Origin of the sequence: Micromonospora sp. CA-246542 (genome assembly GCF_050942905.1) — a bacterium.
Classification (GTDB): domain Bacteria; phylum Actinomycetota; class Actinomycetes; order Mycobacteriales; family Micromonosporaceae; genus Micromonospora.
This window is the reverse complement of record NZ_CP192040.1, coordinates 2,245,763-2,265,797: the sequence shown is the minus strand read 5'-3', so window position 1 is coordinate 2,265,797 and position 20,035 is coordinate 2,245,763. Positions and strand designations below refer to the sequence as shown.

17 protein-coding genes and 1 pseudogene are annotated in these 20,035 nt (G+C 71.0%); 10 read left to right on the top strand and 8 right to left on the bottom strand.

From position 1 onward, the window contains the following. Positions 1 to 128 precede the first annotated feature (128 nt). From ACQP0N_RS10645 to ACQP0N_RS10620, 6 genes are all read left to right on the top strand, one after another. Positions 129 to 596: a hypothetical protein gene (locus tag ACQP0N_RS10645; protein ID WP_433121551.1), complete on the top strand. Its 468-nt coding sequence runs from the start codon at positions 129 to 131 to the stop codon at positions 594 to 596. After that, positions 596 to 1,987, top strand: a complete 1,392-nt coding sequence (locus ACQP0N_RS10640; RefSeq protein WP_433119572.1) for a hypothetical protein — start codon at positions 596 to 598, stop codon at positions 1,985 to 1,987. Before ACQP0N_RS10645 ends, ACQP0N_RS10640 begins: the two co-directional genes overlap by 1 nt. Before the next feature lie 122 nt (positions 1,988 to 2,109). Next, the gene (locus ACQP0N_RS10635; RefSeq protein ID WP_433121549.1) at positions 2,110 to 3,528 is read left to right on the top strand and encodes a VWA domain-containing protein; all 1,419 of its coding nucleotides are present in this window, start codon (positions 2,110 to 2,112) and stop codon (positions 3,526 to 3,528) included. A 14-nt stretch (positions 3,529 to 3,542) separates the two neighbouring features. Next, on the top strand, positions 3,543 to 4,655 hold the full coding sequence (locus ACQP0N_RS10630) for an ATP-binding protein (protein WP_355050398.1): 1,113 nt from the start codon (positions 3,543 to 3,545) through the stop codon (positions 4,653 to 4,655). Next, positions 4,652 to 7,477 (top strand): hypothetical protein, encoded by a 2,826-nt coding sequence (locus ACQP0N_RS10625; RefSeq protein WP_433119570.1) that lies wholly within the window; start codon positions 4,652 to 4,654, stop codon positions 7,475 to 7,477. The genes ACQP0N_RS10630 and ACQP0N_RS10625 overlap by 4 nt, the downstream gene beginning before the upstream one ends. A gap of 65 nt (positions 7,478 to 7,542) precedes the next feature. Next, positions 7,543 to 7,815: a hypothetical protein gene (locus tag ACQP0N_RS10620; RefSeq protein ID WP_433119568.1), complete on the top strand. Its 273-nt coding sequence runs from the start codon at positions 7,543 to 7,545 to the stop codon at positions 7,813 to 7,815. A 63-nt stretch (positions 7,816 to 7,878) separates the two neighbouring features. Here ACQP0N_RS10620 and ACQP0N_RS10615 read toward each other — a convergent pair whose 3' ends face one another. Beyond that, entirely contained in the window at positions 7,879 to 9,147 is a 1,269-nt protein-coding gene (locus ACQP0N_RS10615) for an Nramp family divalent metal transporter (protein WP_433119566.1), read from the bottom strand. 179 nt (positions 9,148 to 9,326) lie between these two features. On the opposite strand from ACQP0N_RS10615, the gene ACQP0N_RS10610 reads away from it, so the two are divergent. From ACQP0N_RS10610 to ACQP0N_RS10600, 3 genes are read left to right on the top strand one after another with little or no spacing between them, the layout of a single operon-like run. Next, the gene (locus ACQP0N_RS10610; RefSeq protein WP_355050404.1) at positions 9,327 to 9,734 is read left to right on the top strand and encodes a GntR family transcriptional regulator; all 408 of its coding nucleotides are present in this window, start codon (positions 9,327 to 9,329) and stop codon (positions 9,732 to 9,734) included. Between the two features lie 20 nt (positions 9,735 to 9,754). Further along, positions 9,755 to 10,645 carry an ABC transporter ATP-binding protein gene (locus ACQP0N_RS10605; RefSeq protein ID WP_433119563.1) on the top strand — a complete coding sequence of 297 codons (891 nt, stop codon included), beginning with the start codon at positions 9,755 to 9,757 and terminating at the stop codon, positions 10,643 to 10,645. Next, on the top strand, positions 10,642 to 11,622 hold the full coding sequence (locus ACQP0N_RS10600; RefSeq protein ID WP_433119561.1) for an ABC transporter permease: 981 nt from the start codon (positions 10,642 to 10,644) through the stop codon (positions 11,620 to 11,622). Before ACQP0N_RS10605 ends, ACQP0N_RS10600 begins: the two co-directional genes overlap by 4 nt. A 57-nt stretch (positions 11,623 to 11,679) precedes the next feature. On the opposite strand, the gene ACQP0N_RS10595 is transcribed toward ACQP0N_RS10600, so the two are convergent. Then, positions 11,680 to 12,480 carry an ABC transporter permease gene (locus ACQP0N_RS10595; protein ID WP_433121547.1) on the bottom strand — a complete coding sequence of 267 codons (801 nt, stop codon included), beginning with the start codon at positions 12,478 to 12,480 and terminating at the stop codon, positions 11,680 to 11,682. 23 nt (positions 12,481 to 12,503) lie between these two features. Continuing rightward, positions 12,504 to 13,513: pseudogene (locus ACQP0N_RS10590) on the bottom strand (ATP-binding cassette domain-containing protein). Positions 13,514 to 13,560: 47 nt separating this feature from the next. Between ACQP0N_RS10590 and ACQP0N_RS10585 the strand changes: the two are divergent. Then, positions 13,561 to 13,899, top strand: a complete 339-nt coding sequence (locus ACQP0N_RS10585; RefSeq protein ID WP_355050409.1) for a hypothetical protein — start codon at positions 13,561 to 13,563, stop codon at positions 13,897 to 13,899. On the opposite strand, the gene ACQP0N_RS10580 is transcribed toward ACQP0N_RS10585, so the two are convergent. The 5 genes from ACQP0N_RS10580 to ACQP0N_RS10560 form a co-directional block, all read right to left on the bottom strand. Further along, on the bottom strand, positions 13,896 to 15,158 hold the full coding sequence (locus ACQP0N_RS10580) for an ROK family transcriptional regulator (protein WP_433119559.1): 1,263 nt from the start codon (positions 15,156 to 15,158) through the stop codon (positions 13,896 to 13,898). The two genes, ACQP0N_RS10585 and ACQP0N_RS10580, sit on opposite strands and share 4 nt — an antisense overlap. Before the next feature lie 112 nt (positions 15,159 to 15,270). Further along, entirely contained in the window at positions 15,271 to 16,377 is a 1,107-nt protein-coding gene (locus ACQP0N_RS10575; RefSeq protein WP_357120316.1) for a sugar-binding protein, read from the bottom strand. Between the two features lie 51 nt (positions 16,378 to 16,428). Further along, the gene (gene mmsB, locus ACQP0N_RS10570; protein ID WP_357120319.1) at positions 16,429 to 17,727 is read right to left on the bottom strand and encodes a multiple monosaccharide ABC transporter permease; all 1,299 of its coding nucleotides are present in this window, start codon (positions 17,725 to 17,727) and stop codon (positions 16,429 to 16,431) included. Then, positions 17,724 to 19,271 carry a multiple monosaccharide ABC transporter ATP-binding protein gene (mmsA, locus tag ACQP0N_RS10565; RefSeq protein ID WP_433119556.1) on the bottom strand — a complete coding sequence of 516 codons (1,548 nt, stop codon included), beginning with the start codon at positions 19,269 to 19,271 and terminating at the stop codon, positions 17,724 to 17,726. The genes mmsB and mmsA overlap by 4 nt, the downstream gene beginning before the upstream one ends. Before the next feature lie 51 nt (positions 19,272 to 19,322). Then, positions 19,323 to 19,547 carry a hypothetical protein gene (locus ACQP0N_RS10560; RefSeq protein WP_433119554.1) on the bottom strand — a complete coding sequence of 75 codons (225 nt, stop codon included), beginning with the start codon at positions 19,545 to 19,547 and terminating at the stop codon, positions 19,323 to 19,325. Between the last annotated feature and the right edge of the window lie 488 nt (positions 19,548 to 20,035).

Below are 20,035 nucleotides of genomic sequence, written 5' to 3'. Positions count from 1 at the left end.
CCGTGGTCCATGATCGTGTCGTCGCAGCGCCGCCGACGCCGGCCGCGCGCGCACCACCCTGGATTCTTCTCGATGTGGGAGGCCGTGACGTGACGAACGCCGACGAAGCCGACTGGCGGCGGCGCAGCGTGGTGGCGGTGCTGCCGCCCGCCCGCTCCCGGAAGCTGGCGAAGGTGCCCTTCGTCGAGCTGGCCGACGGGCGTCTGCAGGGCGTGGTCTCCAGTGGGTCGGACGTCGAGCGGGTCTACGTCTCGTCGGTCGCGGCCGGCACCCACGCCTACCAGTGCAGCACCAACAACAACCGACCGTGCGGTGGCTTGCGCGCCACCCCGTGCAAGCATCTGCACGCGCTCGCGGACGAGGCCCTCCTCCAGTACGGCGTCGACCGCGTCGCCCGGTACCTGCGGGTCGACGTCGGCGACGGGGTGGCCAGCGGAGCGGAGCTGCTGGCCCGACTGGACGGTCAGCCCGAGCCGGCGTCGGCGGCGGTGGTGTTCAGTCGCTTCCTGCGCCACCTCGCCTACCTGGAGGTTCCCGTCAGCACGGCCCCGCTGCCCGAGTTGCACTGGTTCCCGGCGACCCGGGCCGGCCGCTGATGCGCGGCGCCCAGGTCGCGCCCCTGCGTACGGCCCCGGCCGGGTTGACCGACGCGCTCGATGTGGTGGCCGGCTTCGACGACGCCCTCGTCGACGGTTTCGGCCGGGTCGGCGAGCGGGGCGCCTCCGCACTGGCCGCGTTCGCCGACGCGCTCACCGGCACGCCACTGGGTGACCGGGTGGCCGTCGCGGTGGACGCGGTCGTCGCCGGGTCGGTTGCCCCGCAGCACCTCGCCGCGCTCGCCGGCGCGCGCTCGGCGCTGCTCGGCGCGGCACACGACGCCCTGCTCGGGCAGCTCGACGAGACACTCGGCCGCACGCGGTCGTCGTGGACGACACCGACCAGCGTGCCTCCCGAGGCGCCGGCCGCGCTCGCCGGCGCACGGGCGTGGTGGCACGAGGTGGCGCTCACCGGCTGGCGGGGCGTCGACCATGAGCTGCTCTCCGTCGCCGCCGGGGTGGTCGAGACCAGCCTCCTCGTGCCGGAGCTACGACGCGTCGCGGTGCTGCTCGACGGGCTCTCCGCCGAGCTGCGGGCCTGCGTCCCGGTCGCCACCATGGCGCGGGTGCCGGCACGCCGGTGGGCCGATCTCTGGGCTCGCGGCGTCCTGCTCGCCGAGGGCACGCCACCGCCCGGTGCGACGCCCTCGGTCTCCGGGCGGCTGTTGCCGCTCGGTGTGGACGTACACAGTCACGACACCGCGGTGCAGATCCAACTGCACGCCATCCTGGAGCCGGCGGACGGCGGCCCGGCGCGGCTGGTCCGCACGGCGGTCACCGCGGCGAAGGTCGACACCATCGTCGGCCCGGCGATCTGGCGGCTGTTGTCGCACCATCCGGCGCTGCTCACCGCGCTGGCCGACAAGCGGGCGTTGACCGTGACCGACCTGCCGCTGCGCGGCGGCGACCTGGGCTGGGTCGACGACCGGGTCCGGCTCGACGAGCCCGCCGACCCGTTCGCCACTGCCCGGGTCCTGTTGCCCGCGGCGACCACGGCCGCGACCGACCCCCTGGATCGACACCCGGCGGGCATCGCCGAGCCCGTCCTCGTGGAGGGCCCCGTGATCCGGGACGAGGCCGGCGCCCTCGCCGTCGAGGTGGACGGCGAACGGATACCGCTGGCCGTCGACAGGTTGCCGGCCGCCGGTCCGCTGACCGTCGACCTGGTCGCCAGCGCGTCCGCCAGCCTGGGGCTCCTGCGCTGGGACGACGGCCGGTGGCAGCTCCAGCCGTTGGCGGTGCTGGGCACGGTGAAGCGGCGGATGGTGCCAGCGCACAACGGCGACTGGGCGTGCGGCGTCACCGATCCGAAGATCGCCAAGGAGGAGGCGCGGGCGGGCGACGCCGTGGCCGTGCTGCGCGAACGCGCGGGACGGTTGCTGCGCCGATGACCACGCCGATCCCCACCGGCGGGTTCGCCGACGCCAACCGCCGTCAGGTTCTCTACTGGCGGCTCTTGTCCCGCCTCTTCGACCGCGACGAGCAGCCCAGCCTGGAGTCGGCGAGCGTCGCCGTGGTCGACGACCTCGGGCTGCCCGCCGCCCTGCTGGACCCGGCCGTCTCGGTGGACACCATCGTGCAGCGCTTCCCGACGCTCGCGGCCGAGCTGCGCGGCCTGCTCACCCCCACCGACGCCGAGCCCGACGCCATCGGACCCGACGCCATCGGGCCTCGGGCCGTTGGGTCGGACAGCGGGCGGGACGACGCCGAACCGGACGACGCTGCGCCGCACGAAGGCGGGCCGCACGAAGGCGGGCCGCGCGAAGGCGGGCCGCACGAAGGCGGGCCGCACGAAGGCGGGCCGCGCGAAGGCGGGCCGCACGAAGGCGGGCCGCACGAAGGCGGGCCGCACGCGGATTCGGCCTATCTGCCCGGTGCCGCCGAGGTACGCCGCGCCGCGCTCGTGTCGAAGGTGCTGCTGAACGTGTTCGCCACCGGCTCCGGCCCGGTCAGCGCGACCCAGCTGGCCCGGTGGCAGTCCGATGCCGGCTGGTTCGAGCAGGCACTCGGCTGCGAGCCCGGCGAGCTGCGCCGGCAGAGCGGCGGGCTGGGCGGCACCCTCGCCGGGCTGGAGGGTGACCTGGTCCGACGGATGCACCTGCGGGAGGTGCTTGCCGACCCCGCGCTGGCCAGCCAGCTGACCCCGAGCATGTCGCTGATCGAGCAGTTGCTACGGGACAAGGCCAACCTGTCCGGGCTGGCGCTGGCGAACGCCAAGGCGCTGATCCGGCGCTTCGTCGACGAGGTCGCCGAGGTGCTCCGGACGCAGGTGCAACAGACGAGTGTCGGCGCGCTCGACAGGTCGGTGCCGCCCAAGCGCGTGTTCCGCAACCTGGATCTCGACCGGACCATCTGGCAGAACCTGACCAACTGGAGTCCGGACGACGAGCGGCTCTACGTCGACCGGCTCTACTACCGGCACACCGCACGACGCACCACTCCGTCCCGGCTCATCGTGGTGGTCGACCAGTCCGGCTCGATGGTCGACGCGATGGTCAACTGCACGATCCTCGCCTCGATCTTCGCCGGCCTGCCGAAGGTGGACGTGCACCTGATCGCGTACGACACCCGGGCACTGGACCTCACCCCGTGGGTGCACGACCCGTTCGAGGTGTTGCTGCGTACGCAGCTCGGTGGCGGCACCGACGGCACGGCGGCGCTGACGCTGGCCCGGCCGAAGATCGCCGAGCCGAAGAACACGGTGCTGGTGTGGATCTCCGACTTCTACGAGGTCAACCACCAGGCGGTCTTCGACGGCCTCCAGGCCGTCCACCGCTCCGGCGCCAAGGTCATTCCGGTGGGCTCGGTCAGCAGCTCGGGCCAACAGAGCGTCAACCCCTGGTTCCGGCAACGCCTGAAGGACCAGGGCACCCCGGTCATCTCCGGCCACATCCGCAAGCTCGTCAGCGAGTTGAAGAACTTCCTCACCTAGGAGAGCACTCCCTCATGTCCGAGATGTTGCGCGCCCCCGCCGAGGTCACGTACGCCGACGAGCTGGATTTCCTCGAGTCGGTCGACACCGGTCCGAAGCCGTTCTCGTGGCGCCTGAGCCCGCGCATGGTCCGGCTGTTCATCCTCGGGTCGGAGCGGGCCGACGGCCTGTCCCGGGAGATCCCGCAGAAGTGGTTCGGCGACCGCAGTTTCGTCGAACGCGCCATCGTCACCCTCGCCTCGGACCGGGGCCTGCTGCTGATCGGTGACCCCGGCACCGGCAAGAGCTGGCTGGCCGAGTTGCTGGCCGCGGCCATCTGCCGCAACTCGACCCTGGTCGTGCAGGGCACCGCCGGCACGACGGAGGACCACATCAAGTACTCGTGGAACGTGTCCATGGTGATCGCCAAGGGACAGTCCCGGGAGTCGATGATCCCGTCGCCGATCATGACGGCGATGGAGCGTGGCGTGGTCGGTCGCTTCGAGGAGTTGACCCGCTCCACCAGCGACGTGCAGGACGCGCTGATCTCGATCCTGTCCGAGAAGTACGTCGCGATCCCCGAGCTGGACCAGGACAACATCGTCTTCGCCCAACCCGGTTTCTCGATCATCGCAACGGCGAACAGCCGCGACCGGGGCGTCAACGACCTCTCCTCGGCGCTCAAGCGGCGGTTCAACTTCGTCCGGATTCCGGTGGTGACCAACAAGCGCAGCGAGGCCGAGATCGTGCGGTTCCGCACCGAGGAGTTGCTGCGCCGGCACCGCATCGAGCTGGACGTGCCGCCCACCCTGCTGGACATCCTGTTGCAGAGTTTCGCCGACCTGCGCGCCGGTGCCGCGGCGGCGACGAGCGACGACGAGAAGCTGGAGTCGGCGCTGTCGACCGCGGAGCAGATCGGCGTGCTGGAGGACGCGATCCTGCACAGCCAGTTCTTCGGCGACCGTACGCTGCGCGCGGCGACGCTCGCCGGGTCGTTGGTCGGGTCGCTGGCCCGGCGCAGCCCGGAAGACCTGGCAATCCTCAACAAGTACCTGCACGGCGTTGTGGAGCCACGGGCCCGCAAGGACGACGACGGCTGGGCGGGCTTCCTGGACGGTGGTCGTCAGGCGATCGCGTCCCTCTCGTGACCGCGCCGACAGTCGCCGGCACGTTCGGCGCGCTCCGCGAGCAGCTCACCGACGCGGCGACCGCGTTCGCGGGCTCCTCCGACGCGCTCGGCGCGATCCTCGCCGGGATGGTCGACGATGTCGACCGGGCGCTCGGCGAGCCGCTGGAGATCTTCCCGGTCTGCCACCACTCGCCGGCCTCCGCGCTGGCCATGGTGCGCCGGCTGCGCGCCAAACAGCCCCGGGTGATCTACCTGGAGCTGTGCGAGGATCTCCAGCCGCTGCTCGGCGAGTTGCGCAACTGCCGCCTGCCGGTGGCGGTGCAGGCGTTCGCGTCGGAGCTGTCCGGCTTCCCGGCCGACTGGGGGCCGCTCAGCGTCGTCGCACCGATCACCGAGGCGTCGGCGGAATACCAGGCCATCGCGTACGCGCTGGAGACCCCCGGCGTGGAGCTGGTGCTGGTCGACCGCTCCACCGACCACGTCTTCCAGTGGTCGCCGCGCGATCAGCCGACTGGCGCCAGCAGCTCGAACGGGCCCACCGCCACCGGTGCGGAACCGGGACTGCACGGCGACGCCGTCGGGGTGGAGATCGGCGACCTGCGGCCCCGGTTCGCGGAGCTGGAGGCGTACCTGCTGCACCACGGCAAGGTGCGGCACTGGTCGGAGTGGTGGGACCAGTACGTGGAACGCCCGCTGGCCGACGCCGACCACGACACGTACCGGCAGGTGATGGTGCTGATCGGCAGCCTGTTCCGGCGGCTGCGCCCGGCCGACGCGGACCGGCTCGATCGCGACGAGGATCGCGAGCGGTACATGTGGACGCGGATGCGTCAGCACCTGGCCACCTCCGGCGTCGATCCGGCGGACTGCCTCTACGTCTGCGGCGCGTTCCACGCCGCCAGCCGGGTCGAGCAGTTCGGGCTGGGCTCCGCGGCCGACGACTTCGAGATCACCCCGCGCACCGACACCCGCTGGCGGTACGGGCTGATCCCGTCCAGCCACTCGGCGATCGAGGCACAGTTCGGGCTGGCGTCCGGCTCGGTGTCGATCGCCGCGGCGACCTGGGCAAAGGAGGTACGCCGCCACGGGCTGTCGCCGTACCAGCTCGGCGGCCAACGCACGACGGCCGTGCGGGGGCGACGCGGCCGGGTCACGACGGTCCCCTCCCCCGCCGGGCCGGTGGATGACCGACTCACCGGCTTCCTCGCCGCGCCACCGCGCCCGGACGGTCTGGACGAGGCGGAGCTGCGCGGCTGGTGTGTCGACATCGTCCGGTTGGCTCGCCGCAACGGATATCTGGCGAGCACCGCCGACGCGATCGCGGTCTTCGAGACGTCGGTCCTGCTGGCCGGGCTGCGCAACCGGGCCCGGCCCACCCCGTACGACTTCGCCGACGCCGCGGTCACCTGTATCGAGAAGGACGTGGTCCCCGGCCGGCGGGACGTCCGACGGCTCTGCGAGATCCTGCTGGGCGGCGACCGGATCGGTCAGGTCGGCTACGACGCTCTGCCGCCGCTGGCCCGCGACGTGTTCGATCGGCTGGAACCGCTCGGCCTGGCCCTGGAGAAGCGGACCGTCCAGCGGGCGCTGCTGGACCTGAACGCCGAGCCGGCGCTGGGCCGCTGCTCGGACCTGCTGTGGATCCTGCGGCATCTGCTGCCACCGGCCGCGGTCCGCCCGATCATGGGTGAGCGGCGGCTCGGTCAGCGCTCGGTCCAGGAGAGCTGGGACCTGGCGCTCGGTCACCATCAGCGGGCGTTGATCGAGCTCGGCTACGAGGGGGTGACCGTCGAGCAGGTCCTGGAGCAACGACTGCGCCGGGCGGTGCGCGGCCCGGACGCCACCGCCGCCAGCGCTCTGGCCGCGGTCGAGGACGCGATCCGGCTGCTCGACAGCCCGCGCCTGGTCGACGAGCTGGGGGCGCGGGCGGTGGAGCTGCTCGCCACCGCGCGTACCGTCGACGACGCTCCCGACGTGTTGCGCCGTATCCGACGGTTGCTGGCGCATCACCGGGCCACCGCGCCGACCCTGCCGGCCTGGTGTGAGGCGTTCGTGACGACCGGGTACGCGCACTACTGCACCCTGCTGCCCACCGCGATCACCAGCGACGAGACCAACGTGCGGCAGGTCGGCGCGATGCTCGGCTTCCTGTTCTCGATGGAGGGTCTGGCGCTGTCGTTGGGCTGCGACCGATCCCAGCTGGAACTGGCGGTCGCGCAGTCGCACCCGACCGCGCCGGCGAAGGTGGCCCTGCTCTGGGCGGGCCGACACCAGCTCGGCCTGCTGTCGGTGGCCGATCTGCGGGCCCGGTGTGCCGAGCTGCTGGCCAACCCGCTGGTGGTGCCGGCCTTCCCGCAGTACCTGGCCGGATTCGTGCACGCGCTGGAGCCGGTGCCGGGTCTCGCGCCGTTCGTCGTCGAGACGATCTCCACGGCCTTCGCCCGACTGCCCGATCCGGTGCTGCTGCCCTGGTTGCCGACCTTGATCACGACACTGCGGGAGCAGGGCCCGGAGCTGGTTCCGCTCCTGATCCGGGAGGCTGGACGCACCTTCCCGGAGGCGTTGCCGGAGCTGGATTCCTGGGTGCCGCCGTGGGTCGCGGCACCACCTGCCGGGCGGGTGGACGACCAACGCGCCGTGGCCGCGCCGCGGCGGCGGGTCGGTGTCCTCCTCGCCGCGCATCCCGAGGTGGTCGACGCGATCTCCGGTCTGCTCGGGTACGACGGCGGGTGGCTGCCGGCCGACGACGCTCCCGCCGAGCAGGGTGCGGTGGCCGGGCTGCTGGCGAAGCATCCCGAGACGGTCGAGGCCGTGGCCGCGCGGGTGGTGCGCCAGGCGTGAGCGCGACGGCGACGGGTAGGCAGCGGCCCGGCGTCATGGCGACTTCCGCCGGGTAGGAGGCTTCGATGAGCACGTACCGGGACGAACAGGGCGACCAGTTCCCTCCTCCGGAGGCGGATGCCGCCGAGCAGCGGCAGGACGCGTTCGACGTGGGGCCGCCGGACCGGGTCTCCGGCGACGTGGACCCGGAGGCGTCCGAGGCCGACCTGGCCGAGCAGGGCGCGCTGCCGGCCGGCGCCCTGGAGGAGGTGACGTCCCTGCCGGACGACGCCAACCCGGCGGACGCCCTCGAACAGCGTCAGGAGATCCCGGCGCGGGACGAGGGCCGCCGCACCTGAGCGCGCCGGTCGCCTACCGGGGCAGCTCACGAGCGATGAGCTGCCCCAGCGTCCCCGGGCGGCTCAGCCGGCGACGACCTGCCACAGCAGGAAGGCGTTGAGCGCGACGACCAGGACGGCGACTCCGGACGCGGCGGCCGTGGTCAGTGGGTGGTTGACGAGGTTGCCCATGAGGTCCCGGCGACGGGTGAAGGCGACCACCGGGATCAGCGCGAACGGGATGCCGAAGCTGAGGATGACCTGCGACAGCACGAGGGCGCGGGTGGGGTCGAGGCCGATGGCGAGTACGGCCACGGCGGGTGCCAGGGTGACCAGGCGGCGCAGCAGCAGCGGAACCCGGCGGCGCAGGAAGCCCTGCATGATCACCTCACCCGCGTAGGTGCCGACGCTCGTGGAGGCGAGCCCGGAGACCAGCAGGGCGACGGCGAACCCGAAGGCGGCGGCCGTGCCGATGCTCTCGCCCAGGCCGGCGTGCACCCCCTCCAGGCTGTCGGCGCCCACCGGGCCGCCGCCCCGGAAGCTGGCCGCCGCGATCAGCAGCATGGCGAGGTTGACCGCGCCGGCCGCCGTCAGGGCGAGCAGCACGTCGGTGCGTTGGCCCCGGAAGAGGGTACGGCGCTCGGCGTCGTCGGTCGCGGGGATGCGGTCGCGAGTCAGCGCGGAGTGCACGTAGATGACGTGCGGCATGACCGTCGCCCCGAGGATGCCGGCGGCCAGCAGGACGCTGTCGGTGCCCTGGAGGCGGGGCACGAGGCCGGCCATGGCCGAGCCCGGGTCGGAGCCGGCGGCGAGGAGGTTTGCCGCGAACGCCAGGACGATGACGCCGAGCAGCACGGCGACCGCGATCTCGAAGGCGCGGAACCCGCGCGAGCGCAGGGCGAGCACGACGAACGCGGCCGCGCCGATGATCAGCCCGCCGGGTAGCAGCGGAATGCCGAAGAGGAGGTAGAGGGCGACCGCTCCCCCGATGACCTCGGCCAGGTCGGTGGCCATCGCCACCAGCTCGGCCTGCACCCACATCATCCGGTTGAGCGGGCGGGGCAGGCGCTCACGGCACAGCTCGGGCAGGCTGCGGCCGGTGGCCAGGCCCAGCTTGGCGGTGAGTGTCTGCACCAGCATGGCCATCAGGTTGGCCACCACCACGACCCAGACCAGCAGGTACCCGTAGCGGGCGCCGGCCGCCGAGTTGGTGGCGAAGTTGCCCGGGTCGACGTACGCCACGGCGGCGACGAACGCCGGGCCGAGCAGGATCAGCCGTCCGCGTACCCGGCCCCGGGCGCGGGCGATCTGTAGCGGCGTCGCCGTCGTCGCCCGGAGGTCGTTGGTGACCATCGAGCACCTCCCCATCGAGTACGGATCGCGTGCCTCTTCCCTTCCCGGGTGGCTGACCCGTCGGTGCCAGTCGGTGGCCCACGGGTGCCACGGTCCCTTCGCGCTTGACAGGCGCCGCCGACCCGACCAAGCTGTCTCATAGTCCTACTGTCGTAGGACAACAGGAAGGATCATCACGAGTGATCGAGTTCGTGCTCGACAGCCGGTCGAAGGTGAACACCTACATGCAGCTCGTGCAGCAGGTGAAGCAGGCGCTGCGCGTCGGTCTGCTCGCACCCGGCGATCAACTGCCGAAGGTTCGGGACGTCGCCCAGTCACTGGCGATCAACCCGAACACGGTGCTGAAGGCGTACCGGGAGTTGGAGATCGAGGGTCTGGTCGGCGGCCGACCCGGGGTGGGCACGTTCGTCCAGCGCACCCTGGCCGGAGCGTCCCTGCCCAACCAGGCCGAGCTGCGTGACGACCTCGTGGCGTGGTTGCAGCGGGCGCGGGCCGCCGGCCTCACGGCCGAGGACGTCGTCGCCCTGGTCGAGACCACGCTGCGCGCCACCCTCACCGACGACGCCCCACAGAAGGAACCCGCGTGAGCGGTACGAGAGGACAGAGGATGGAGATGGTCTTGGAGGCCGACCGGCTGGGCAAGCGGTACGGCAGAACGTGGGCGCTACGCGACTGTTCGCTGCACCTTCCGGCCGGCCGGATCGCCGCGCTGGTCGGGCCCAACGGCGCGGGCAAGAGCACCTTGCTGCACCTGGCGGTCGGGCTGCTCAAGCCCGACGAGGGCGCGGTGCGGGTGTTCGGCAGGTCGCCGTACGGCGACACGGAAGGGCTGGCCGACATCGGGTTCGTCGCCCAGGACACGCCGCTGTACCGGGACTTCACCGCCGCCGAGCTGGTCGTCGCCGGCGGCAAGCTGAACCGGCGATGGGACGCGACACTGGCCCGGACCCGGTTGGCGCAGCTCGGGATACCGCCCGACAAGCCGGTCGGCAAACTGTCCGGCGGGCAACGGGCCCAGGTGGCGCTCGCTCTCGCACTGGCCAAACAACCCCGGTTGCTGCTGCTCGACGAGCCGGTGGCCAGCCTCGATCCGCTGGCCCGTCGGGAGTTCCTCCAGTCGCTGATGGGCAGCGTGGCGGACTCCGGCACCACCGTTCTGCTCTCCTCGCACCTGCTGGCCGACCTGGAGCGCGTCTGCGACTACCTGATCGTGCTCAACGCGGCCCAGGTGCAGCTCACCGGCTCGGTCGACGACCTGGTTGCCGGGCACCGGCAGCTCGTCGGCCCGCGGCACGACGGCGGTCCGATCGGGGGCGTGGCGCACGTGGTCCGGGCCAGCCACACCGACCGGCAGTCCACGCTGCTGGTACGCACCGACGGTCCCGTCACCGATCCCGCCTGGACGGTCCGCGACGTCAGCCTGGAGGACGTCGTCCTGGCCTACCTGGCCGACGGCGTCGCGCAGACCAGTCACAGCGAGTGGGGGGTGGCGGCATGATCTGGCTGACCTGGCGGCAACACCGCAAGCTGGCGTTCTACACCCTCCTGGGATTCCTGGTGCTCGCCGCCGTGCTGGTGCCGATCGGCCTGGCGATGCGACACACCTTCGCCGACCTCGGACTCGCGGGGTGTCTACGCCCGTCGACCCTCAGCGAGACTGCCGCACAGACCTGTGAGGTGGGCCTGCGCCGCTTCAGCGACCGGTACGACAGTTTGAACCTGGTGGCGGTGCTGCTGATCACCCTGCCGGTGCTGGTCGGCCTGTTCTGGGGCGCACCGCTGGTGGCTCGCGAGGTGGAGCAGGGCACCCACCGGTTCGTCTGGACCCAGGGCGTCGGCCGCGCCCGCTGGGCACTGGTGAAGTTCGGGCTGGTCGGCGGTGCGGTCGTGCTCCTCGCGGTCGGCTACGGACTGGGCATGTCGTGGTGGGTCGAACCGCTCACCCAGGCCGCGCACGAGGGTCGGCTCGGCGTGATCGTCTTCGACCTTCAGGGCATCGTGCCGATCGGGTACACCCTGTTCGCCGTGGCGCTCGGCATCTTCGCCGGCACCGTCTTCAAGCGGATGCTGCCCGCCATGGGCATCACCCTGGCCGGGTACATCGGCGTACGGGCGGCGGTGGAGATCCTGGCCCGACCGCACTACCAGCCCGCCAAGACCCAGACCTTCCCGATCGAGGGGGGTGGGATTCCGGAGGGCGACCGGGGCAACTGGGTTCTCGCCGTGGGAATCCGCGACGCCGACGGGACGATGGTCGCGGAGAACACCCGCATCCAGTGCCCGCCGGGCGGCAAGGGCCCGGACGGCCGAGTCTGCGGTGCCGACCTGGGTCTCGGGCCGGGCGCGTACAACTGGGAGATGTACCAGCCGGCCGACCGGTTCTGGCTGTTCCAGACCATCGAGACGGGCATCTTCGTCGCCCTCGCCGCGCTCCTGCTCTATCTCGCGGTGCGCCGGGTCCGCCGGATCGCGTAACCGGGCGGGTGATCGCCGGAGCCACGGGGGCCCCGGCGATCACCGGTTACGCGGGCCTCAGCGGCCCAGCCGCCGGTAGCGGGCGACCGAGAGTGGCAGGAACACGGCCACCAGCGCGATCGGCCAGGCCACGGCCAACCAGAGGTAGTGCTGCGCGGCCCACGAGTCGCCACCCCAGCCCGGGTTGTCGAACAGCTCCCGGGCGGCGCCGACGGTCGCCGACAGCGGGTTCCAGGCGGCCACCGCTCCGAGCCAGGCCGGCATGGTGGACGGCGCGACGAACGCGTTGGAGAGGAAGCCGAGCGGAAATTCCAGGGTCTGCACCGCGACGACGGCCGTCTGTCCCCGGGTGACCAGGCCGAGGAAGATGCCGACCCAGACCAGGGCGAAGCGCAGCAGCAGGATCAGTCCCACCGCGCCCAGCGAGGCGCCGACGCCGCCGTGTGCCCGCCAGCCGACGGCGAGGCCGGTGGCCAGCAGCACCACGAGGGTGACCAGAGCGAAGAGCAGGTCGGTGACCGCGCGGGCGACGAGCGGGGCGAGTGGTGCGACCGGCATCGAACGGAGTCGGTCGGTCACCCCACGCTCCAGGTCGTCGGCGACGGCGATCGTGGTGAGGCTGATGCCGAACACCATCGTCATCACGAACATGCCGGGCATCAGGAACTCCCGGTAGCTGCCGCCGTCCGGGACCTGCATCGCCCCGCCGAACAGGTAGGCGAAGATCAGCACGATCAGGATGTTGAAACCGAGCGAGGCGACCAGCGGACCGGGGTCACGTCGCCACCGGGCCAGGCCACGCCAGACCAGGGCGCCGCTGTCCGTCAGGGCGCCGGGCCGGCCGGGCGTCAGGTCCATGGTCGTGGGCGGGTGGGTGACGCTCACGCGGTCACCTCCACGGTGACCCGACCACCCGTGACGTGCAGGAAGACGTCGTCGAGGGTGGGCCGCCGCAGGGCGATGTCGACCACCGTGACCTGCGCGGCGTCGAGCGCCCGCAGCACCTCGACGAGCGCGCCGGCTCGGTGCCCCACGCCGGCGCTGACCGCGCGCCGGTCCACGTCGACAGTCGGTTCGTCGGAGACCACCCGACGCATCTGCGCGACGGCGATCGCGAGGTCGGCGGACTCCCCCACGACCACCTCGATCCGGTCGCCGCCGAGCCGCGTCTTCAGCTCGTCGGGGGTGCCTTCGGCGACGATGCGCCCGGCCTCGACCACCGAGATCCGGTCGGCGAGCTGGTCCGCCTCGTCCAGGTGCTGAGTGGTGAGCAGGACGGTGGTGCCCGCTCGGACCAACCCGCGGATCGACTCCCACACCTCGCTCCGGCCGCGCGGGTCCAGCCCGGTGGTGGGTTCGTCGAGGAACAGCACGGCGGGGGCGAGGACCATGCCGGCGGCCAGGTCCAACCGGCGACGCATGCCCCCGGAGTACGCGCTGACCGGCTGCTCGCCGACGTCGGCCAGGCCGAACCGCTCCAACAGCTCGACCGCCCGCTGCCGGGCCCGGCGACGGCCCAGGTGGAACAGCAGGCCGAAGAGCACGAGGTTCTGCCGGCCACTGAGCGCCTCGTCCAGCGCGGGATGCTGCCCCACCAGGCCGATCCGGTAGCGCACCTGGTCGGGCTGGCGGGTCACGTCGAACCCGGCGACCTCGGCATGACCCCCGTCCGGGCGCAGCAGCGTGGACAGGATCCGTACCGACGTGTCTTGCCGGCCCCGTTGAGGCCGAGCAGGCCACACACCGTCCCGCTGCCCACCTCCAGGTCGAAGCCGTCCAGGGCCAACCGGTCCCCGTACCGCTTCCGCAGCCCCCGCACCACTATCGCCGCACCGCTCGTCGTCACACCCGTCCCCTTTTCACAGCCGACCACCGGAGGCCTACCGTACATGATACGGTAAGCCGTACGGGATTGACGGATCGACTAGCGTCCGCGGCATGACGATCTCGTTGGACGGCCGGCGATTCGCCGCGGTGACGGACGTGGTGGCCGGTGAGGTCGGCACCGAGACGGTCTTCACCTACCACGAGCGGGCGGGCGAGGTCTGGGCCGAGTACGCCGGTGGGTCCATCCGACGCGGCTGTCTCGTCGGCACCCGCGACGGCGACCGGTTGGACTTCCGCTACGTCCAACTCAATGCCGAGGGCCAGACGTCCTCCGGCCACTGCGTCTCGCAGGTGCGGGTCCGGGCCGACGACCGCCTGGAGCTGCACGAGTCCTGGGCCTGGGAGTCCCGCCCGGGCAACGGCACCAGCGTGGTGCGGGAGATCGGCTAGGGCCGGTCGACGGGGCCCGACTGGCCGGCGACGCCGACGTTGAGCGGATCGGCCAGCAGCTTGTCGAAGGCCAGCTCGGCGGCCCCGATCAGGACGGCGTCCCGGCCGAGAGCCGCAGCCCGCAACCGCAGGTGCTCACGGGAGGCCGGCAGCGGCATGGCGTCCAGCCGACGCCGAACCGTGTCCGCCCCGGCGATGAAGATGTCGCGCAGCGAGCCACCGAACACCACGGCGTCCGGGTTGACCACGTTGACCAGGTTGGCGACGCCGAACCCGAGCCAGTCGGCGACCCGCTCGACGGCGGCGCGGGCGGTCGCGTCGCCGTCCGCCGCCGCGCGCAGCACGTCGGCCACAGCGGCGCGGTCGTCGGGGTCGCGGCCGGCGTGCCGTAGCAGCGCGGCCTCGGAGATCTCGGTCTCCCAGCAACCACGGGAGCCGCAGCCGCACGGCAGGCCGTTCGGGTTGACCACCATGTGGCCGACCTTGCCGCTGTGGCCCCGGTGGCCGATCATCAGTCGGCGGCCGACCACGATTCCGGCGCTGATGCCGAGGTCGCCGTGCAGGTAGATGAGGTCGTCGATGCCGGGGGCCACGCCCCGGATGTGCTCGGCCAGGCCCGCGATGTCGGCCAGATCCCCGGCCACGAATCCTGGGCAGTCGGTCAGCTCGGCCTCGAGGGCGGCGCTCAGGCCCTCCTCGATGCCGACGATGCGCAGGCCGCCGTCGGCGTCGCGGGTGGTATCGGTGACGGCGACCGCGCCGCCGACCAGCAGCGCGTCGGAGGCGGCGCCGCGCTCCATCCCGCGCACGAGGTCGGCCAGGGGGCGGACGGCGTCGACGGCCGACATGCCACCGGGACGGGGTGCCTCCCGCAGATCGAGGATGCGACCGCCGAGGCCGATCCGCGCCGCCCGCAGTCGGTCCGCGTCGATGCTGAGCGCGTGCGCGTAGACCCGGTCGGAGCGAGGGCTGACCACGAGGGAGGGGCGGCCGGCGCGACGGGTCGTGGCCGGTGCCTCCTCGGTGACCAGACCGCTGGCGGTCAGGTCGGCGGCGAGGGCGCCGATGGTGCTGCGGTTCAGGCCGAGACGGCTGGTCAGCTCGGCCCGCGACGTCGGCCCGTGCAGGTGCACGTAGCGCAGCACGGCGCCGAGGTTCTGCCGTCGGATCTCCTCCTGGCTCGCGCCGGGGACCGGGGGCAGTGGGGTGTCGGCGGTACGACCGGCGCCGGCTGGCCTGGACCGCACAGGTGTCGCCACGGTCAGACCTCCTTCACGGATCGGTGCCGGGTGAACGATGGGGCGCGGACGACGATGGGCCCCGGAAGAGGAGATCCGGGACCCATCGGCGTTGCTGCTTACCGTGTGCTGATTACTTGGTGAGCGGCGCGAGCTTCGGGTCGTTGGCGTACGCCTCGACCACGTTCGCCTTGGTGACGGCGACCGGCGGGAGCAGGAACGTGTCGACGACCTTGCTGCCGTTGTTGTAGGACTTGGTGTCGTTCACCTGCGGGGTGTTACCGGCCTGGAGAGCCTTGACCATGTTGATGGTCTCCTTCACCAGGTTGCGGGTGTCCTTGTTGATCGTCATGTACTGCTCGCCCTTGACGATCGACTTGACCGACTCGACCTCGGAGTCCTGACCGGTGACGATCGGGGTCGGCTTGCCAGCGCCCTTGACCGAGGTCAGGATCGCGCGGGCCAGGGTGTCGTTCGGGGAGAGGACGCCGTCCAGCTCCTTGTTGCCGTAGGTCGAGGTCAGCAGCTGGTCCATGCGGGCCTGCGCACCCTCGGCCTTCCAGCCCTGGATGGCGGTCTGCTTGACGTCCTTCTGACCCGAGGCGACGACGACGTTGCCCTTGTCGATCTCCGGCTTGAGCACGTCCATCGCGCCGTTGAAGAAGACACCGGCGTTGTTGTCGTCCGGCGAACCGGAGAACAGCTCGATGTTGTACGGGCCGTTCGGCTTCTTGGCCTTCATGCCGTCCAGCAGGGCCTGGCCCTGGAGCTGGCCGACCTTGAAGTTGTCGAACGCGACGTAGTAGTCGAGGTCCGGCGTGTTGGTGATGAGGCGGTCGTACGCGATCACCTTGGCACCAGCGGCGTGCGCCGCGGCGACCTGGGTCGCCAGCTGCGCGGCGTCGGTCGCGCCGATGACGATGACCTTGGCGCCCTTGGTGGTCATGGCGGTGATCTGGGCCTGCTGGTCGGCGACCGTGGTCGACGCGCCGGCGTACTGCACGTCAGCCTGGAAACCGGCCTCCTTGAGACCGTTGGTGAACAGGTCACCGGCGAGGACCCAGTTCTCCGAGGTCTTGGCCGGCAGGGCCACGCCGATCAGCGAGTTCGCCGCGAAGCCCTTGGCGTCGCCGCCACCCGAGCTGCCGGAGTCGCCGTCGCGGCCGGAGCCGCAGCCGGCCAGGGCCAGCATGGCAGCGGCGCTGATGGCCACCACCGACGAGCCGAAGATTTTACGCATGGTGAGGACTTGCCTTTCTGGATGTGAGACGGGTGGAGAGGTCGGTGGCCGTCAGCCGGACACCGCTGCCTTGGCGGGCTCGCGCTCCGCGTCCGGCGGTGAGGCGGGTGGTGCGGAGTCCTCGCGGCGGAACGGCCGCATCAGGCTCCCGATGATGGAGAAGCGCCCCTGGCTCTTGTTGTAGACGTCGATCGCGACGGCCAGCAGCAGGACCAGGCCCTTGATGATCTGGACCTTGTCGGTGCCCACGCCCTCGAGCTGGAGGCCGTTGTTGAGCACAGCCATCACCAGACCACCGACGATGGAGCCGCTGATGGTGCCGATACCGCCGGCGACGGCCGCGCCACCGATGAAGACAGCGGCGATGGCGTCCAACTCCCAGCCGTTACCGTCCTGCGGCCCGGAGGCCTGCGAACGGGCCACGAAGATCATGCCGGCCAGCGCGGCCAGGACGGACATGTTCATCATGACGAAGAAGTTGACCCGCTTGAGCTTCACGCCGGACAGCTCGGCCGCCCGGGAGTTGCCGCCCACCGCGTAGATGTGCCGGCCGCCGGCCGTGTTGCGGGTGTAGAAGGAGTACGCGATGACCAGCGCCACGAGGATGATGCCCGAGATCGGGAAGCTGGTGCCGACGCGACCACTGGCGAAGCGCAGCGCCGCGAAGGCGATCACCCCGACCATGACGGCCATCCGCAGGATCGAGATCCACAGGGGCGCCGGGTCGGCGTCCATCGCCCGCCGGGTGTTGCGGGCCCGGATCTCGCGCCACACCACCGCCACCGCGGCGGCCAGACCGAGCAGCAGCGTCGCGTTGTTGTAGCCGGTGTTCGGGCCGAACTCGGGCAGGAAGCCCGAGCCGATCTCCCGGAAGCCCTCCGGCACCGGAATGCTCTGCGCGTTGCCGATGAACTGGTTGCCACCGCGGAAGAGCAGCATCCCCGCCAGGGTGACGATGAACGCCGGCACCCCGATGTAGGCCACCCAGAAGCCCTGCCAGGCGCCGATCACCGCGCCGATGGCGAGGCCGAACACGATGGCGGCGGGCCAGGGCAGATTCCACTCGGTCATCGACTTGGCGACCAGGATGCCGGTGAATGCCGCGACCGAGCCGACCGAGAGGTCGATGTGCCCGGCGACGATCACCATGAGCATGCCGATGGCCAGGATCAGGATGTACGAGTTCTGCTGGAACAGCGCGATCAGGTTGTCCGACCGCAGCGTCAGCCCATTGGTCCAGATCTGGAAGATCAAGACGATCGCCACCAGGGTGAAGATCATCCCGAACTGGCGGGCGTTGGAGGTCGTGCCTCCAAACAGGTTCTTCTGAAGGTCTCTGATACGGCTCATCGGGTGGCCAACTTCTTCGTCGAGGTCATCTGCTTCATGAGGGTTTCCGGGTTCGCGTCCGCCCGGGCGATCTCGCCCGTGATGGCGCCTTCGAAGACGGTGTAGATGCGGTCGCAGAGCCCGATCAGCTCAGGCAGCTCCGAGGAGATGACGACAACGCCCTTCCCCTGGTCGGCGAGCCGCTGGATGATGCCGTAGATCTCGTACTTCGCACCCACGTCGATGCCGCGGGTCGGCTCGTCGAGGATCAGCAGGTCCGGATCGCTGAACATCCACTTGGCCAGGACAACCTTCTGCTGGTTGCCGCCCGAGAGCTTGGAGACGCCCTCGTCGACCGTCGGGGCCTTGGTCCGCAACTCCTTGCGGTACGCCTCGGCCGCCTGGTACTCCTCGACCTCGCTCAGGACGCCGTGGTGCGAGATCTTGGACAGCTTGGCGGCCACCGTCGACGTCTTGATGTCGTCGAGCAGGTTGAGGCCGAGCGCCTTACGGTCCTCGCTGACGTACGCGAGGCCGTGGTCGATGGCGTCCGCCACCGACTTCAGGACGATCTCCTTGCCGTCCTTGATGACCGTGCCCGACTCGTACACCCCGTAGGAGCGGCCGAAGACGCTCATCGCGAGTTCGGTGCGGCCCGCGCCCATCAGGCCGGCGAAGCCGACGATCTCGCCGCGGCGCACCACGAAGCTCTCGTTCTTGCAGACCTGGCGCTCGGCGGAGATCGGGTGCCGGACGTTCCAGTTGCGCACCTCGAAGAAGACGTCGCCGATCTTCGGGGTGTGGTCCGGGAACCGGCTGCTCAGCTCGCGGCCGACCATGCCCCGCACGATCCGGTCCTCGTCGACCCCGTCCGCCTTGACGTCGAGGGTCTCCACGGTCTTGCCGTCCCGGAGGATGGTGATCTGGTCGGCGATCGCCTCGATCTCGTTCAGCTTGTGCGAGATCATGATCGAGGTGATGCCACGGGAGCGGAAGCCACGCAGCAGGTCCAGCAGGTGCCGGGAGTCGGCCTCGTTCAGCGCGGCAGTCGGCTCGTCCAGGATGAGCAGCTTGACGTCCTTGGCGAACGCCTTCGCGATCTCCACGAGCTGCTGCTTGCCGACGCCGATGTCCTTGACCAGGGTGTCCGGGTCCTCCTCCAGACCGACCCGGGCCATCAGGTCCAGCGCCATCCGGTTGGCGGCCTTCCAGTCGATCGCGCCCCGCTTGCGCGGTTCGTTACCGAGGAAGATGTTCTCGGCGATCGACATCCCGGGGATGAGCGCCAACTCCTGGTGGATGATCACGATGCCGGCGCCCTCGCTCGCCCGGATGTCGGAGAACTTGCTCTCCGACCCCTGGTAGACGATCTGGCCGTCGTAGCTGCCGTACGGGTAGACCCCGCTGAGCACCTTCATCAGCGTGGACTTGCCCGCACCGTTCTCGCCACAGATGGCATGGATCTCGCCGGCGCGAACCACCAGGTTGACGTCGGAGAGGGCCTTGACTCCGGGGAACTCCTTGGTGATGGAACGCATCTCAAGGAGGATCGGCACGTCGCTCATCGCTCGTACCACCTCGCCAACGTCATCGGTTGCCTCCGGAAGGTTGAACCTTCACTTGGTTTTGTTGTTGACGGCAACGTATTGCGGTGAGCAGGCCATCCGCAAGGCGAGGCGGTGTTGAAAATGTAACAATCCGGCAATATAGACGAAGCAGAGTATTCGCCCGTCACGCCGGTCCCACGAGTCGCCGATGGCACCATGGACCGCTCCTGGCAACGTTGTCAAATCCGGAGTCGACGACCCATCCGCGCCGATCACCGCAAGCAGGCTCGCCACCAGGCACGATCCGCTCCAGCAGGCGCGGATACCCGTGCGTCCCGGCCGAAGTGCCATCGAACGGTGGTGATCGAGCCATGAGGCCGGCGACCCGTCCAGCATGCCTCGGCCGACCCCGCCCTGCGATGTGACCCACGCCTCCACCGAGCGAAGCGATCAACGGCCGCCGCCCCACACGCCCCGCCCCACACGCCCCGCCCCACACGCCCCGCCCCGCCCTGCCCCGCCCTCGCCCTCGCCCCGCCCTCGCCCTCGCCCTCGCCCTCGCCCTCGCCCTCGCCCTCGCCCTCGCCGATCATGGAGTTGTGGTGGGTGACAAAGCGCGCGTCAATCTCCAAACCCGACACCACAACTCCATGATCGACGAGGGGCGCGGGGTGATCGCCCACGATCTTGCACTTACTGTGGCGACATAGCGGGCATTCCGCTCATGTCGACGACAGAAAGTGCAAGATCGGCAGGGGCGGGGCGAGGGCGGGGCGGGGGCG

Bases quoted from the DNA above. Each gene is read 5' to 3' on its own strand.
- ACQP0N_RS10640 (WP_433119572.1), top strand. From the start codon at position 596: ATGCGCGGCGCCCAGGTCGCGCCCCTGCGTACGGCCCCGGCCGGGTTG.
- ACQP0N_RS10630 (WP_355050398.1), top strand. From the start codon at position 3,543: ATGTCCGAGATGTTGCGCGCCCCCGCCGAGGTCACGTACGCCGACGAG.
- ACQP0N_RS10620 (WP_433119568.1), top strand. From the start codon at position 7,543: ATGAGCACGTACCGGGACGAACAGGGCGACCAGTTCCCTCCTCCGGAG.
- ACQP0N_RS10615 (WP_433119566.1), bottom strand. From the start codon at position 9,147: ATGGTCACCAACGACCTCCGGGCGACGACGGCGACGCCGCTACAGATC.
- ACQP0N_RS10605 (WP_433119563.1), top strand. From the start codon at position 9,755: ATGGAGATGGTCTTGGAGGCCGACCGGCTGGGCAAGCGGTACGGCAGA.
- ACQP0N_RS10600 (WP_433119561.1), top strand. From the start codon at position 10,642: ATGATCTGGCTGACCTGGCGGCAACACCGCAAGCTGGCGTTCTACACC.
- ACQP0N_RS10595 (WP_433121547.1), bottom strand. From the start codon at position 12,480: ATGGACCTGACGCCCGGCCGGCCCGGCGCCCTGACGGACAGCGGCGCC.
- ACQP0N_RS10585 (WP_355050409.1), top strand. From the start codon at position 13,561: ATGACGATCTCGTTGGACGGCCGGCGATTCGCCGCGGTGACGGACGTG.
- ACQP0N_RS10575 (WP_357120316.1), bottom strand. From the start codon at position 16,377: ATGCGTAAAATCTTCGGCTCGTCGGTGGTGGCCATCAGCGCCGCTGCC.
- mmsB (WP_357120319.1), bottom strand. From the start codon at position 17,727: ATGAGCCGTATCAGAGACCTTCAGAAGAACCTGTTTGGAGGCACGACC.
- mmsA (WP_433119556.1), bottom strand. From the start codon at position 19,271: ATGAGCGACGTGCCGATCCTCCTTGAGATGCGTTCCATCACCAAGGAG.